This window comes from Pseudorhodoferax sp., assembly GCF_047601025.1.
In the GTDB taxonomy this organism is placed as follows: domain Bacteria; phylum Pseudomonadota; class Gammaproteobacteria; order Burkholderiales; family Burkholderiaceae_C; genus Pseudorhodoferax.
In genome coordinates this window covers 4758057-4772958 of sequence record NZ_JASGJZ010000001.1, presented here as the reverse complement: position 1 = coordinate 4772958, position 14902 = coordinate 4758057, and the positions used below count along the sequence as shown (strand labels likewise).

Below are 14902 nucleotides of genomic sequence, written 5' to 3'. Positions count from 1 at the left end.
GGGTCGTCGTTGGCGGAGGAGGGGGTCAGAACACGGTGCCGTCGCTGGTGACGTCCAGCGGCGGCAGGCCTGCACGCAAGCGCTGGGCCATGCGCCGGCCCGCCGCCCAGGTGCCGCCCTCCAGCACGCAGGCCAGCGGCATCTGCGCGGCGGTGGCGCCGAGCTGGGCGCGCACCAGCGGGGCCAGCTCGTCCAGCAGGGCGACCGTCAGCGCGCGCCATTCGACGACCAGCTCGTCGCCGGGCTGCCAGCTGCGCGCGGCCAGCGCCGGGTCGCGCAGGCGCAGCACGCCGGCGTCCAGCAGCAGGCCGCCGTTGCGGTATTCCGGCAGGCCGGTCAGCGCGTCGAGGCCTTCCACGCGCACGCCGGCCCACTGGAACGGCTCCAGCAGCGAGTAGCTGAGCCACTGGGACAGCTTGTGGAACGGCATCCAGCCGGCCGTGAGGCCCGGGCCGGGCACGGCTTCGTGGCGCCAGCAATCGCCCAGCGGCTCGCTGCCGATGGCGTTCTGCGCGGGCCAGATGCCCGACAGCGACATCAGCAGCTGCGACAGCACGTCGTGCGCGGCCACGGTGGCCGTGGGCGGCACGGTGGTGGGGCCCTGCGGCGCGACCAGTGCGTCGAACAGCCCGCCGGGCCGGCCCTGGGGGCCGAACACCTCGGGCTGGGCGGCCAGCGTCTCGCCCAGGCGCCGCAGCAGCAGCACGCGGCCGTCCAGCCCGACCAGCGGATTGGCCGCGCTGGCCTGGAACGCCCGGGCCAGCCGGTCCGTGGCCAGGCCGCGCAGCCCGGCGGCGTCGGCCTGCAGCGGATGCGCCGGGTCGCTGGAGAACAGCCCGCCCAGGAAGGCGTGGAAGCTGGCCACGCCCAGGCCTTCGGAGCGCGCGAAGCGCTGGCCGCTGGCGGTCTCGAAATAGCTCCAGTCCGCGCCGGCACCGGCGTCCAGCAGCACGCTGACCACGGCGAGGTCGATCTGCGCGCGGGCGCGGGCCGGGGCGTCCAGCGCGGCCAGGCGCTCGTCCAGCACGGCCTTGCGGTCGATGCCGCCGGCCTCGAAGTGGCGCCAGCGGCTGTGGAACGGGATCTGCAGGCCGGGGTAGCGCTCGCGCGTCAGCGCGGCTACCTCGCTCGCCGTGGCCGGCAGCGCGTCGTCCTGCACCGTGAACCAGCGCGAGGCGCCCACGCGCGCGCGCTCCAGCAGATGGCGCGCGCGCTCGCGCACGGCCGTGGTGGTGCGCAGCGCGCGGGCGGCGCCTTCGGCATGGCTGGTGTCCAGCGCGGCGCTGGTGCCCTCAAACATCGAGGCCCCGGCCCTTGGCCTTGCGCAGTTCCTCGGCGTCGGGCACCGCGCCCGGCGTGAAGTAGCCGGCGGCCATCTTGGCGTCCATTTCCACGCGCGCGTCGGCGGGGATCAGCTCGTCGGGGATGTTCACACGCACGCCGACCTCGATGCCCGAGCCGGTGATGGCGTCATACTTCATATTGCTCATCGAGACCAGCCGGTGGATCTTGCGCACGCCCAGCCAGTGCAGCACGTCGGGCATCAGCTCCTGGAAGCGCATGTCCTGCACGCCGGCCACGCATTCGGTGCGCGCGAAGTACTGGTCGGCCGTGTCGCCGCCGACCTGGCGCTTGCGCGCGTTGTAGACCAGGAACTTGGTGACCTCGCCGAGCGCGCGGCCCTCCTTGCGCGAATAGGCCACCAGGCCCACGCCGCCGCGCTGCGCGCCCTGGATGCATTCCTCGATGGCATGCGTGAGGTAGGGCCGGCAGGTGCAGATGTCCGAACCGAACACGTCCGATCCGTTGCACTCGTCGTGCACGCGGGCCGTCAGCTCGACCTGCGGGTCCGCCAGGTCGCGCGGATTGCCGAAGATGTAGACGGTCTGCCCGCCGATCGGCGGCAGGAACACCTCCAGGTCCGAGCGCGTGACCAGTTCGGGGTACATGCCGCCGGTTTCCTCGAACAGCACGCGGCGCAGGTCGGTCTCGCTGCAGCCGAAGCGCTGGGCCACCCCGGGCAGCCACCACACCGGCTCGATGGCGGCCTTGGTGACGACGGCGGCGCCGCTCGACGTGAGGAACCTGCCGTCGGCCTTGAGCCGGCCCTTCTGCAGCGCGTCGATCACCTCCGGCAGGATCACGTGCGCCTTGGTCACGGCGATGGTGGGGCGGATGTCGTAGCCGGCCACAAGCTCGCTGGCGAACACGTCGGCCACCACCGCGCCCCAGGGGTCGAGCGAGACGATCCGGCCCGGCTCGCTCCATTGGGGGTAGGGGCCGATCGCGTCGGTGGGCGCGGTGTTGGTCAGGTCGGCCTTGTGCTCGCGCTTGAGCGCTCCGGCGGCGACGGCGAGCGCGCGGTACACGCTGTAGCTGCCGCTGTGGGTGCCGATCACGTTGCGGTGCGCGCGCCGGGTGGTGGTGCCGACCACCGGTCCGCGCTCGGCCGGGGTGGGGGCGCCCCACTGCAGCGGCAGGGCGCCCAGGCCGCCGCTGTGAGAGGTCAGCCGGATGTGGCGCGGCGAGCTGGCGTTGGCAGCGGCGCTGCCGGCATGGGGGGCGGCGGCGGAGGCCGTCGCGTCGGCGTCTAAAGGCATTGCGGTCCCTCGAAAACTGCAATGTAGCGCCTTCGGCCGGCGCATGGAGGCCGCGGCGCGGCGGCGTGCGGGCGCCACGAACTGGGCGTTCTCCCGGGCGTTCTCCCGGGCGGTCGCACGGTGGGCGACTCCCCTGGGTCGGAAGCTGTGAATGGATCGATCGCGCCTACGATGGGGTCCACCAGGCGACAGGCGACAGGCGACAGGCGACAGGCGACAGGCGACAGGCGACAGGCGACAGGCGACAGGCGACAGGCGACAGGCGACAGGCGACAGGCGACAGGCGACAGCTGCCGCCACGGCAAGGATTGCAACGCCCGCAATGGGAAGCGTGCCCCGGCCTGAACGGCGAGGCCTCGGGCGCGGCGATGGCGATGCACGTGGACGCTTGCCAGGAGCCTCGCGTGGGTGCGCGAGGGATGCGTCCACCGCTTCTCAGCGCTTCTTGCTGCCGAAGATGCCCCCCAGCACGCCGCGCAGGATCTCCCGGCCCACGTTGGTGCCGACGGTGCGCACGGCCGACTTGGCCATGGTCTGGACCAGGCCGTCGCGCTTGCCGCCGCGCGGGCCGGTGCTGCCGAACAGCAGGTCGTTGAGCATGCCGGACATGCCGCCGCCGTCCGCCGGTGCGCCCGCAGCCCCGCCCTTGCCGGCGGGCACGGTGGCCGGCGGCGCATCGGGCGCGCTGTCGGCGCGGCCCTTGAGCTTCTCGTAGGCCGATTCGCGGTCCACGCTTTTCTCGTAGACGCCGGCCACCAGCGAGTTGGCGATCAGCTGCTGGCGCTGCTCGGGGGTGATCGGCCCCAGCTGGCTCGCCGGCGGCAGCACGTAGGCGCGCTCGGTCATGCTGGGGCGGCCCTTGGCGTCGAGCAGGCTGACCAGCGCCTCGCCTACCGCCAGCTCGGTGATGGCGGCCTCGATGTCCAGGCCCGGCTTGGGGCGCATGGTGGTGGCGGTGGCCTTGACCGCCTTCTGGTCGCGCGGCGTGAAGGCGCGCAGCGCGTGCTGCACCCGGTTGCCCAGCTGGGCCAGCACGGTGTCGGGAATGTCCAGCGGATTCTGGGTCACGAAGTACACGCCCACGCCCTTGGAGCGCACCAGCCGCACCACCAGCTCGATGCGCTCGACCAGCGCCTTGGGCGCGTCGTTGAACAGCAGGTGCGCCTCGTCGAAGAAGAAGGCCAGCTTGGGCTGCTCGGGATCGCCGATCTCGGGCAACTGCTCGAACAGCTCCGACAGCATCCACAGCAGGAAGGTGGCGTACAGGCGCGGCGAGTTCATCAGCTTGTCGGCGGCCAGGATGTTCACCACCCCCTTGCCGCCCACGGTCTGCATGAAGTCCTGGATGTTGAGCATCGGCTCGCCGAAGAACCGGTCGCCGCCCTGCGATTCGATCGCCAGCAGCCCGCGCTGGATGGCGCCCACGCTGGCCGCGCTGATGTTGCCGTACTCGGTGGTGAACTGGCCGGCGTTGCTGCCGACGTACTGCAGCATGGCGCGCAGGTCCTTCAGGTCCAGCAGCAGCAGGCCGGTGTCGTCGGCGATCTTGAACACGATGTTCAGCACGCCGGCCTGGGTCTCGTTCAGGTCCAGCATGCGCGCCAGCAGCAGCGGGCCCATGTCGGAGATGGTGGCGCGCACCGGGTGGCCCTGTTCGCCGAAGACGTCCCACAGCGTCACCGGGCAGGCGGCGGGCGCGGGCAGCTCGATGCCACGCTCCTGGAGGGTGGCGGCGAGCTTGCCGCCGAACACGCCCTTCTGGCTGATGCCGGTGAGGTCGCCCTTTACGTCGGCCATGAACACCGGCACGCCGATGGCCGAGAGCTTCTCGGCGAAGGTTTGCAGCGTGACGGTCTTGCCCGTGCCGGTGGCGCCGGTGATCAGGCCGTGGCGGTTGGCCAGGCCCGGCAACAGCTCGCAGAGGGCATCCTTGTTCTTGGCGATCAGCAGCGGCTCTGCCATGGCAATCCGTCCTTTGGTGGAAAAGTAAAATCCGCGCCCGACATTACATCAGACCACTCAAGAGGATCATTCGTGGCCGGACACAGCAAATGGGCGAACATCCAGCACCGCAAGGGCAGGCAGGACGAGAAGCGGGGCAAGATCTGGACCCGGGTGATCCGCGAGATCATGGTCGCCGCGCGCCAGGGCGGCGGTGACCTCAACGCCAACCCGCGCCTGCGCCTGGCGGTGGACAAGGCCAAGGCCGCCAACATGCCGGCCGACACCATCAAGCGCAACATCGACAAGGCCACCGGCAACCTGGAAGGCGTGAGCTACGAGGAAATCCGCTACGAGGGCTACGGCATCGGCGGCGCGGCCATCATCGTGGACACCATGACCGACAACCGCGTGCGCACCGTGGCCGAGGTGCGCCACGCATTCGCCAAGCACGGCGGCAACATGGGCACCGAGGGCTCGGTGGCCTTCCAGTTCCGGCATTGCGGCCAGATCGTGCTGGCGCCCGGCGCCGACGAGGACAAGGTCATGGAGATCGCGCTGGAGGCCGGCGCCGACGACGTGGTGGCCGACGAGGACGGCGCCATCGAGGTGCTGACGGCGCCCGGCGCGTTCGAGGGCGTCAAGAACGCGCTGGAAGCCGCCGGCTTGCAGCCCGAGCTGGCCGAAGTCACGATGCGCGCGGAGAACACGGTCGCGCTGTCCGGCGAGGATGCCGAGAAGATGCTCAAGCTCATCGACGTCCTGGAAGACCTGGACGACGTGCAGAACGTCTACCACAACGCCAGCGTATGAAAGTCCTGGTCATCGGCGGCGGCGGCCGCGAGCATGCGCTGGCCTGGAAGCTGGCCCAGTCCCCGCGCGTCACCCGGGTCTTCGTCGCGCCCGGCAACGGCGGCACGGCGCTGGACGAACGCCTGGTCAACGTGCCCCTCACCGACGTCGCGGCGCTGCGCGAATGGGCGCAGCAGGAGCACGTGGCGCTGACCGTGGTCGGCCCCGAGGGGCCGCTGGCCGCCGGCGTGGTGGACGAGTTCCGCGCCCACGGCCTGCGCATCTTCGGCCCGACCCGGGCCGCCGCGCAGCTGGAGAGCTCCAAGGCCTTCTCCAAGGACTTCATGCAGCGCCACGGCATCCCCACGGCCGAGTACCGCACCTTCGCCGACCCGGCCGAGGCCCATGCCTACGTGGACGCCAAGGGTGCGCCCATCGTCGTCAAGGCCGACGGCCTGGCGGCCGGCAAGGGCGTGGTCGTGGCGATGACGCCCGAGCAGGCGCACGAGGCCATCGACTTCATGCTGGTGGACGACACGCTGGGCGTCGCGCACAACGCCGGCGGCGCGCGCGTGGTGATCGAGGAATACCTGGCCGGCGAGGAGGCCAGCTTCATCGTGCTGTGCGACGGCAAGAACGTCGCCGCGCTGGCCACCAGCCAGGACCACAAGCGCCTGCAGGATGGCGACCAGGGCCCCAATACCGGCGGCATGGGCGCCTATTCGCCGGCGCCGGTGGTCACGGCCGACGTGCATGCGCGCGCGATGCGCGAGATCATCCTGCCGACCATCCGCGGCATGGAGAAGGACGGCATCGCCTACACCGGCTTCCTGTACGCCGGCCTGATGATCGACGCGCAGGGCCGCCCCAAGACGCTGGAGTTCAACTGCCGCCTGGGCGACCCGGAGACGCAGCCGCTGCTGATGCGGCTGAAGTCCGACCTGTTCGAGGTGCTGTGGGCGGCCACCGAGCCCGGCCCGCACGGCCGGCTCGACCAGGTCGCGCTGGAATGGGACCGCCGCGTCGCGCTGGGCGTGGTGCTGGCCGCGCACGGTTACCCGCTCGCGCCGCGCAAGGGCGACGCGGTCACCGGCCTGCCGGCCGCGGCGGACGACGCCGTGGTGTTCCACGCCGGCACCGTGCGCGAGGCCGACGGCAGCGTGCGCACCAGCGGCGGCCGCGTGCTGTGCGTGACGGCGCTGGCCGAGAACGTGCGGCTGGCCCAGCAGCGCGCCTACGAACTGGTACGCAGCATCCGGTTCGACGGCATGCAGTACCGCCGCGACATCGGCCACCGCGCGGCCAAATGAGCGCACCCGACACGACGGCGCAGCAGTTCGCCGCCTGGCTGCGCGGCCTGCAGGACGGAATCACCGGCGCCATCGAGGCCATCGACGGCGGCCGCTTCCGGTCCGACCCCTGGGCCAAGGAAGCACACGAGCCGCTGCAGGGCCAGGGCGTCACACGCATCCTGGAGGACGGCGCCGTGTTCGAGCGCGCCGGCTGCGGCTTCTCGCACGTGCGCGGCCCGCAGCTGCCGCCCTCGGCCACGCAGCACCGGCCGCAGCTGGCGGGCAGCCCGTTCGAGGCCATGGGCGTCTCGCTGGTGTTCCACCCGCGCAATCCCTATGCGCCGACGGTGCACATGAACGTGCGCATGATCGCGGCCGGCCATCCGGGCGAGGCGCCGGTCTGCTGGTTCGGCGGCGGCATGGACCTGACGCCGGTCTACGGCTTCGAGGACGATGCGCGGCACTTCCACCGCGTCTGCCGCGATGCGCTGGCACCGTACGGCGCGGACAAGTACCCGCGCTTCAAGCAGTGGTGCGACGAGTACTTCTTCCTGAAGCACCGGCAGGAGGCGCGCGGCATCGGCGGCGTGTTCTTCGACGACTTCTCCGAACTGGGCCTGCAGGGCAGCATGGCCATGACGCAGGCCGTCGGCGCGGCCTTCCTCGATGCCTACCTGCCGATCCTGGAGCGCCGCAAGGACACGCCCTACGGCGAGCGCGAGCGCGCCTTCCAGCGCTACCGGCGCGGCCGCTACGTGGAGTTCAACCTGGTGTGGGACCGCGGCACGCACTTCGGCCTGCAGTCCGGCGGGCGCACCGAGTCCATCCTGCTGTCGATGCCGCCGCTGGCGGCCTGGGCCTACCGCTACCAGCCCGAACCCGGCTCCGCCGAGGCGCGGCTGGCCGAGCACTTCCTGGTACCGCGCGATTGGACCTGACCGGCCGCGGCGCACAGCGCGTGGGCGTCTACGGCGGCGCCTTCGACCCGCCGCACAACACCCACGTGGACCTGGTGCAGGCCGCCATGGCCCAGTGGCGCCTGGAGCGCCTGCACGTGCTGCCCACCGGCCAGCCCTGGCACCGTCCGGTGCAGCCCACGGCCGCCGCGCACCGGCTGGCCATGGCCGAGCTGGCGTTCGCCGGCCTGCCCGGCGTGTGCGTCGATGCGCGCGAAGTACGGCGCAGCGGCCCGAGCTACACCGTGGACAGCCTGCGCGAGCTGCAGGCCCTGTACCCGGCGGCCCGGCTGCACCTGCTGATCGGCGCGGACCAGGCCCGCGCGCTGACCACCTGGCACGACTGGCAGGCCATCGTGGCCATGGCCACGCTGTGCGTGGCCGCGCGCGTGGACGAGGCCGCGCCCACCGGTACCGCGCCGGCGCTCGACCTGCCGGGCGCGCGGATCGAGCACCTGCACACCCCGCCGGTGGCCACCAGCGCCACCGAGATCCGACAGCGTGTGGCCGAGGGACGGCCGATCGACGAACTGGTTCCCCCGGCCGTTGCACGCTATATTGACCAACACCACCTTTACCGAACCGCTCGATGACCACTGGCACCACCTCGGAATCCACCGCCAAGAAAGACACCCAGAAGCTGCAACGGTCCATCGTCGATGGACTCGAAGACGTCAAGGCGCAGGACATCCAGGTCTTCAACACCGAGCACCTGTCCCCGCTGTTCGAGCGCGTGATCGTCGCCTCCGGCACGTCGAACCGGCAGACCCGCGCGCTGGCCGCCAGCGTGCGCGATGCGGTGCGCGAGGCCGGCTTCGCCAAGCCGCGGGTGGAGGGCGAGGACAACGGCGAATGGATCATCGTGGACTGCGGCCAGGCCGTCGTCCACATCATGCAGCCGGCGATCCGCCAGTACTACCACCTGGAAGAGCTGTGGGGCGACAAGCCCGTGCGGCTGAAGCTGGGCGCGCCCAAGCCGGCTGCCAAGACCCCCGCCAAGGCAGCGCCCGCGGCCGCCGCGAAGAAAGCGGTCGCGCCTACGAAGAAGGCAGCTACACCGGCGAAGAAGGCGGCCGCTCCGGCGAAGAAGGCGCCGGTCCGGGCCGCGGCCACGCCGGCCGCCAAGAAAGCCGCCGCCCCCAGGAGGGCGCCGGCCAAGACGCCTGCCAAGTCGCCGGTCGCGCGGAAGAAAGCCGCTCCCAAGGCCGGGAAGCTGTGAACGCATCCCCCACGCCCGCGCGAGTCCCCCGGTGAGCGCCCACGTGCATCACCAAAGCCGTGCCCGGGGCCTCGCCTTTCGGGCCGGGGCGCGCCTGGCCCCATGCAGGCGTTGCAGTCCTTGCCCTGGCACCCACCAGGGCGGCGGCCTGCGCCCGGCAGGCGCCCCCCGTCGTGGGCGCGATCGGTCCATTCACAGCTTCAGAGCCGCTTGAAGCTCGTCATCGTCGCCGTGGGGCAGCGCATGCCCGACTGGGCGCAGACCGCCTACGACGACTACGCCAAGCGTTTTCCGCCCGAGCTGCGCGTGGAGCTGCGCGCCGTCAAGGCCGAGCCGCGCGGCTCACGCACGCGCGAGCAGATCCTGGCGGCCGAGCGCGCCCGCATCGAGGCCGCCATCGCCGCCGCGGCCGGCCGCGCGCCGCGCGTGGTGGCGCTGGACGAGCGCGGCACCGCGCTGACCACGCAGGCGCTGGCGGCCCGGCTGCAGGGCTGGCAAGGGGAAGGCGGCGACGTGGCGCTGGTGATCGGCGGGCCCGACGGCCTGGAGCCGGCGTTCCGCCAGGCCGCGCACGAGCGCATCCGCCTGTCGGACCTGACGCTGCCGCACGCCATGGTGCGCGTGCTGCTGGTCGAGCAGCTCTACCGCGCTTGGTCGGTCAACGCCGGCCATCCCTACCACCGCGAGTAGTCCGTTCGCCGGGGCGCTGCCGCGACCGGGCCCTGTGCGCGGCCTGTCGAGTTCACGCCAGCGTCACGAGCCGGGCCTAGGCTTGCCCGGCCGTGCAGCGCCCGACTGCCGGGGAGCGCGGCGGCAACGCACCGTCCGCGCGCGATGGAACCCGACCCACCCACAGCCATGACTTCACGACGCAGCTTCCTGCGCAGCAGTGCCACCACCGGCATCGCTGCGGCGACTCTCGCCGCCTTTCCGCCGTCGATCCGGCGCGCGCTGGCGATTCCCGCCCACAACGCCACCGGCACGATCCAGGATGTCGAGCACGTGGTGATCCTGATGCAGGAGAACCGCGCCTTCGACCACTACTTCGGCACGCTGCCCGGCGTGCGCGGCTTCGGCGACCGCTTTCCGATCCCGCTGCCCGACGGGCGCAACGTGTGGCAGCAGCGCCTGGCCGACGGCAGCGTGGTATTGCCTTACCACCTGGACGGCAGCCGGGGCAACGCGCAGCGCGCCGATGGCACGCCGCACGACTGGCACGACAGCCAGCAGGCCTGGGACGACGGCCGCATGGACCAGTGGCCGCGCTACAAGAACCCGATCTCGATGGGCTACTTCAAGGAAAGCGAGATCCCGTTCCAGTTCGCGCTGGCCAACGCCTTCACGCTGTGCGATGCCTACCACTGCGCCATGCACACCGGCACCGACGCGAACCGCTCCTTCTTCCTGACCGGCACCAACGGCGCGGCGCCGACCGGCACGGCGTTCGTGAGCAACGAATGGGACGCGATCGACGGCCTGGCCAGCGGCGTCGACACCGGCTACACGTGGAAGACCTATGCCGAGCGCCTGGAGGAGGCCGGCGTCCGCTGGATCAGCTACCAGAACATGCCGGACGAGTGGGGCGACAACATGCTGGGCGCGTTCCGCCAGTTCCGGCGCGCCAACATCGCCTCGGGCTACCCGGTCTCCAGCGGCGGCTCGCCCGGCCGGCCCTACACCGACACCGGCCAGCCCGTGCCGTACCACGCCTACGACGCCGCGACGGACAACCCGGGCAACCCGCTGTACAAGGGCATCGCCAACACGCTGCCCGGCACCGCGCCCGAGCACTACCTGGACGCCTTCCGCCGCGACATCCGCGAAGGCAGGCTGCCACAGGTTGCCTGGATCAACGCGCCGTCGATCTATTGCGAGCATCCGGGCCCGTCGAGCCCGGTGCAGGGCGCCTGGTTCCTGCAGGAAGTGCTGGACGCGCTGACCGCCGTGCCGGAAGTCTGGAGCAAGACCGTGCTGCTGGTGAACTTCGACGAGAACGACGGCTACTTCGACCACGTGCCGTCGCCGTCGGCGCCCTCGCCGGACGGCCGGGGCGGCTACGCCGGCAAGACCACGCTGGCGCAGGCCGACCTGGCGGCCGAGTACTACACGCATGGCCGGCCGGCCGGCAGCACCCGGCAGCCGGCCCCGGACGGCCGCGTCTACGGCCCGGGCCCGCGCGTGCCGCTGTTCGTGATCTCGCCGTGGAGCCGCGGCGGCTGGGTCGACTCGCAGGTGTTCGACCACACGTCCGTGCTGCGCTTCCTGGAGGCGCGCTTTGGAGTGCCCGAGCCCCACATCAGCCCGTTCCGCCGCGCCGTCTGCGGCGACCTGACCAGTGCGTTCAACTTCGCGACGCCCAACACCGAGGTCCTGCCGGTGCTGCAGGGCCGGCGCGACCGGAACGCCGCCGACGCACTGCGCCGCCAGCAGGAGCAGCTCGGGCAGATCGCGCCGCCGGCGCCGCAGCAACTGCCCGTCCAGCCCGCCGGCACGCGGCCTTCGCGCGCGCTGCCCTACGAGCTCTGGACGGTTTGCGAGGTGCAGCCCGGCGCCACCCTGGCCGCCACGCGCGTGGCGCTGCGCTTCGGCAATACCGGCCGCCAGGCCGCCGTGTTCCACGTCTACGACCGCAACGACCTGGCTGCCGTCCCGCGCCGCTACATGGTCGAGCCGGGCAAGTCGCTGTCGGACACCTGGACGCCGGCGGTGGGCGGCGGCTACGACCTGTGGGTGCTGGGGCCGAACGGCTACCACCGCCACTTCACCGGCAGCGCGCTGCGCGCCGTCGCGGCCGGCCAGCCGCGGCCCGAGCTGCAGGTGCTGTGCGACGGCAACAGCGGCGAGCTGGTGCTGCGCTTCGCCAACGCCGGCGCGGCGCCGTGCACCTTCCTGCTCGCCGCGAACGCCTACCAGACGCTGTCCCGGAGCCATGCACTGGCGCCGCGCAGCGAGCTGAGCGTGCGCCTGCCGGTGGCCGCCAGCGACTGCTGGTACGACTTCACCGCCACGGTCGCCGGCCAGCCCGACTACACGCGGCGCTTCGCCGGCCGCGTCGAGACCGGCCGGCACACCGTCAGCGATCCGGCGCTGGGCCTGGTCCAGGGCTGAAGCCGCCAGGCGGCCGGCGCCGCGCCGGCCTGCGCACCACGTACATCATCGACAGGGAAATCCACATGCACCCCAACCTCCGTTGTCTCCTCGCCGGCGCGGCGCTCGCGCTGTGCGCGCCCTTCGCCCCGGCTGCCGTGTTGTCGTTCGACGACCTCGTCGGCCCCGACGGCTACGACACCGTGCCGGCCGGCTACGGCGGCCTCGACTGGTCCGGCTCCGGCTGGTCGGTCTTCACCGCCGACCAGGCGCCTTTCACCCCGCACTCGGGCGAGGGCCGCGTGACCATGGCCTGGGGCAGCGACGATGCCGCCACCACCATCCGCTTCCTGGCGCCCACGGTGTTCGACGGCGCCTGGTTCGCCGGCTACGAGGAAGCCACCGTACGCTTCGACCTGTACCTCGCAGGCCAGCGGGTCGCCAGCTCGGCCACGTTGGCCTTGTCCGACACGCCGGCCTTCCTGGCCGCGGGCTGGGACGGCGCGATCGACGCGGTCGTCGTGTCCAGCCCATGGCAGGCGTTCTACGTGATGGACGACTTCAGCTTTGCGAGCGCCGCGCACGTGCCCGAGCCGGCCATGCCGGCGCTGGTCCTGGCGGGCCTCGGCCTCGCCTGGCGCTCCACCCGCCGCCGTGCGACCGCCGCCGGTGGCCGCGCCTCTGCCTCTTCCACACGGGACGCATAATGGCCAGGCAGCCCTGCTGCGCCTGGTCGTTCGACACCCACCTTTCCCATCCCGCGAATCGCGCATGCCCGGCTGGATCTACCTCGCCTCGCAGAGCCCGCGCCGGCGCCAGCTGCTGGACCAGCTCGGCGTGCGCCATGAACTGCTGCTGCCGCTGCCCGGCGAGGACGGCGAGGCGCTGGAGGCCGTGCACGGCCGCGAGCCGCCGGCCCGCTACGTGCAGCGGGTCACGGCGCTGAAGCTCGATGCCGCGGTGGCGCGCCGCCAGGCCCGCGGCCTGCCGCAGGCGCCGATCCTGTGCGCCGACACCACGGTCGCGCTGGGCCCGCGGATCCTGGGCAAGCCGGCCGACGCGGCGGACGCCGCGCGCATGCTGGCCGCGCTGTCCGGCCGCACGCACCGCGTGCTGACGGCCATCGCGCTGCAGCACGGCGCGCAGCGGCTGCAGGCGCTGAGCGTCTCGCAGGTGGTCTTCGACCGCCTGGCGCCGGACCGGATCGACGCCTACGCGGCCAGCGGCGAGCCGCTGGGCAAGGCCGGCGCCTATGCGGTGCAGGGCAGGGCGCAGGCCTTCATCCGCCGCCTGAGCGGCAGCTACAGCGGCATCATGGGCCTGCCGATGTTCGAGACGGCGCAACTGCTGCGCCAGGCCGGCGTCGACTGCTGATCCGGCGGGCCGCCATCCGCCTGCGGGCGCCGCGTGCGCGCGAACGATTAGACTCCGGGCCCCCGACCTGCGGCGCGCCGGCTGCCGCGGTCTGCCTTTCCCCCTTTCCGAAGTCCCGTTGTTTCCGCACGAGGTGTTCATGACGCTGATCCGCCGTTCCTTTCTCGCCCTGTCCGCCGCACTGGCTGCCGCCGCCCCCGTGGGCAGCGCACTGGCCCAGCAGCCGCGCGAGATCAAGCTCGGCTATGCGCTGGCGCAGAACTCGCACTACGGCGCCGCGGCCCGCGCCTGGGCCGACTCGGTCGAGCAGTCCACCGGCAAGGCCTTCCAGTTCAAGCACTTCCCGTCCAGCGCGCTGGGCGGCGAGCGCGAGCTGATCGAAGGCCTGACGCTGGGCACGGTGGAAGCCGTGATCGTCTCCAACGGCGCGCTCAGCAACTTCGTGCCGGATGCCGGCGTGATGGACGTGCCCTTCCTGTTCCGCGACACGGCCCATGCCCGCGCCGTGCTGGACGGCAAGTTCGGCGAGGACATGCTGGCCAAGTTCCGCGCGCGCGGCCTGGTCGCGCTGGCCTGGGGCGAGCAAGGCTTCCGGCACCTGACGAACAACAAGCACCCGGTCGTCAAGCCCGAGGACGCCAAGGGCCTGAAGATCCGCGTGACCGAGAACCAGGTCCACATCGCCGCGTTCCGCCAGCTCGGCATCGCGCCCACGCCGATGTCCTGGCCCGAGGTCATCGGCGCGCTGCAGCAGGGCATCATCGACGGCCAGGAGAATCCGATCTCGGTCATCGTTTCGGCCAAGCTGTGGCAGGTGCAGAAGTACATGACGCTGACCGGCCACGTCTACGCGCCGATGGCGCTGATCGTCTCGCCGGCGCTGTGGAGCAGCCTGAACGACGCCCAGAAGAAGGCCTTCACCGACGGCGCGCGCGCCGGCGGCCTGGCCTCGCGCCGGTTCGTCGACGACGTCGAGAAGAGCGGCGTCGAGGAGATCCGCAAGAACGGCGTGCAGGTCGTCACCGAAGTCGACAAGGCCGCCTTCCGCGCCGCGCTGGCACCGGCCTACAAGCAGTTCGCGACCAAGTTCGGCCAGAAGACGCTGGACGACATCGCGGCCGTCAAGTGAGCCGCGCCGAGCGGGCGCTGGTGGCCGGCAACCGCTGGCTGCTGATCCTGATGCTGCTGACGATGGCCTGCATCGTGTTTGCCAACGTGGTGCTGCGCTACACCACCGGCGAATCGCTGGTCTGGGGCGAGGAGATCTCGCGCCAGCTGATGATCTGGGTCACCTTCCTGGGCGCCGGCCTGGTGCTGCGCTTCGGCGGCCACGTGGCGGTGGACAGCCTGCACGCGGCGGTGCGGCCGGCGCTGGCGCGCACGATCCGCGCCGTGATCGTCGCCGGCATCGGCATCTTCTGCCTGGTCATGGCGTACTTTTCCTCGCTGTACGTCTGGGCCACGCGCTTCCAGACCACCGCGGCGACCGAGATCTCGATCGCCTGGATCTACCTGGCGATGCCGATCGGCTTCGTGCTGCTGTTCGCGCACCTGCTGTTCATCGCGCGCCGCTTCATCGCCACCGGCCACTACGTGCAGTCCGACGAACTGGACGCGGACGCCGCCGCCTCGCTGTAAGCC

14 protein-coding genes are annotated in these 14902 nt (G+C 72.0%); 11 read left to right on the top strand and 3 right to left on the bottom strand.

From position 1 onward, the window contains the following. Positions 1-25 precede the first annotated feature (25 nt). From QM782_RS22075 to QM782_RS22065, 3 genes are all read right to left on the bottom strand, one after another. Positions 26-1300 carry a URC4/urg3 family protein gene (locus QM782_RS22075; protein ID WP_415205014.1) on the bottom strand — a complete coding sequence of 425 codons (1275 nt, stop codon included), beginning with the start codon at positions 1298-1300 and terminating at the stop codon, positions 26-28. Further along, positions 1293-2600, bottom strand: a complete 1308-nt coding sequence (locus QM782_RS22070) for a GTP cyclohydrolase II (RefSeq protein ID WP_415205013.1) — start codon at positions 2598-2600, stop codon at positions 1293-1295. Before QM782_RS22070 ends, QM782_RS22075 begins: the two co-directional genes overlap by 8 nt. Positions 2601-3035: 435 nt before the next feature. Further along, on the bottom strand, positions 3036-4562 hold the full coding sequence (locus tag QM782_RS22065) for a helicase HerA-like domain-containing protein (RefSeq protein ID WP_415205012.1): 1527 nt from the start codon (positions 4560-4562) through the stop codon (positions 3036-3038). Positions 4563-4634: 72 nt separating this feature from the next. Between QM782_RS22065 and QM782_RS22060 the strand changes: the two genes are divergently transcribed. From QM782_RS22060 to QM782_RS22010, 11 genes are all read left to right on the top strand, one after another. Continuing rightward, positions 4635-5354, top strand: a complete 720-nt coding sequence (locus QM782_RS22060; protein ID WP_415205011.1) for a YebC/PmpR family DNA-binding transcriptional regulator — start codon at positions 4635-4637, stop codon at positions 5352-5354. Further along, positions 5351-6643 (top strand): phosphoribosylamine--glycine ligase, encoded by a 1293-nt coding sequence (gene purD, locus QM782_RS22055; protein ID WP_415205010.1) that lies wholly within the window; start codon positions 5351-5353, stop codon positions 6641-6643. The genes QM782_RS22060 and purD overlap by 4 nt, the downstream gene beginning before the upstream one ends. After that, positions 6640-7563 carry an oxygen-dependent coproporphyrinogen oxidase gene (hemF, locus tag QM782_RS22050; RefSeq protein WP_415205009.1) on the top strand — a complete coding sequence of 308 codons (924 nt, stop codon included), beginning with the start codon at positions 6640-6642 and terminating at the stop codon, positions 7561-7563. Before purD ends, hemF begins: the two co-directional genes overlap by 4 nt. After that, positions 7554-8174: a nicotinate (nicotinamide) nucleotide adenylyltransferase gene (nadD, locus tag QM782_RS22045; RefSeq protein ID WP_415205008.1), complete on the top strand. Its 621-nt coding sequence runs from the start codon at positions 7554-7556 to the stop codon at positions 8172-8174. The genes hemF and nadD overlap by 10 nt, the downstream gene beginning before the upstream one ends. After that, entirely contained in the window at positions 8171-8800 is a 630-nt protein-coding gene (rsfS, locus tag QM782_RS22040) for a ribosome silencing factor (protein WP_415205007.1), read from the top strand. The genes nadD and rsfS overlap by 4 nt, the downstream gene beginning before the upstream one ends. Positions 8801-9010: 210 nt before the next feature. Continuing rightward, on the top strand, positions 9011-9490 hold the full coding sequence (gene rlmH / locus QM782_RS22035; protein WP_415205006.1) for a 23S rRNA (pseudouridine(1915)-N(3))-methyltransferase RlmH: 480 nt from the start codon (positions 9011-9013) through the stop codon (positions 9488-9490). Positions 9491-9658: 168 nt separating this feature from the next. After that, the gene (locus QM782_RS22030) at positions 9659-11908 is read left to right on the top strand and encodes a phosphocholine-specific phospholipase C (RefSeq protein ID WP_415205005.1); all 2250 of its coding nucleotides are present in this window, start codon (positions 9659-9661) and stop codon (positions 11906-11908) included. Between the two features lie 65 nt (positions 11909-11973). Further along, positions 11974-12594: an MYXO-CTERM sorting domain-containing protein gene (locus QM782_RS22025; protein WP_415205004.1), complete on the top strand. Its 621-nt coding sequence runs from the start codon at positions 11974-11976 to the stop codon at positions 12592-12594. 64 nt (positions 12595-12658) lie between these two features. After that, positions 12659-13261 (top strand): Maf family protein, encoded by a 603-nt coding sequence (locus tag QM782_RS22020; protein WP_415205003.1) that lies wholly within the window; start codon positions 12659-12661, stop codon positions 13259-13261. Positions 13262-13400: 139 nt separating this feature from the next. After that, positions 13401-14390 (top strand): TRAP transporter substrate-binding protein, encoded by a 990-nt coding sequence (locus tag QM782_RS22015; RefSeq protein ID WP_415205002.1) that lies wholly within the window; start codon positions 13401-13403, stop codon positions 14388-14390. A gap of 50 nt (positions 14391-14440) precedes the next feature. Further along, on the top strand, positions 14441-14899 hold the full coding sequence (locus tag QM782_RS22010; protein WP_415205703.1) for a TRAP transporter small permease: 459 nt from the start codon (positions 14441-14443) through the stop codon (positions 14897-14899). Positions 14900-14902 lie beyond the last annotated feature (3 nt).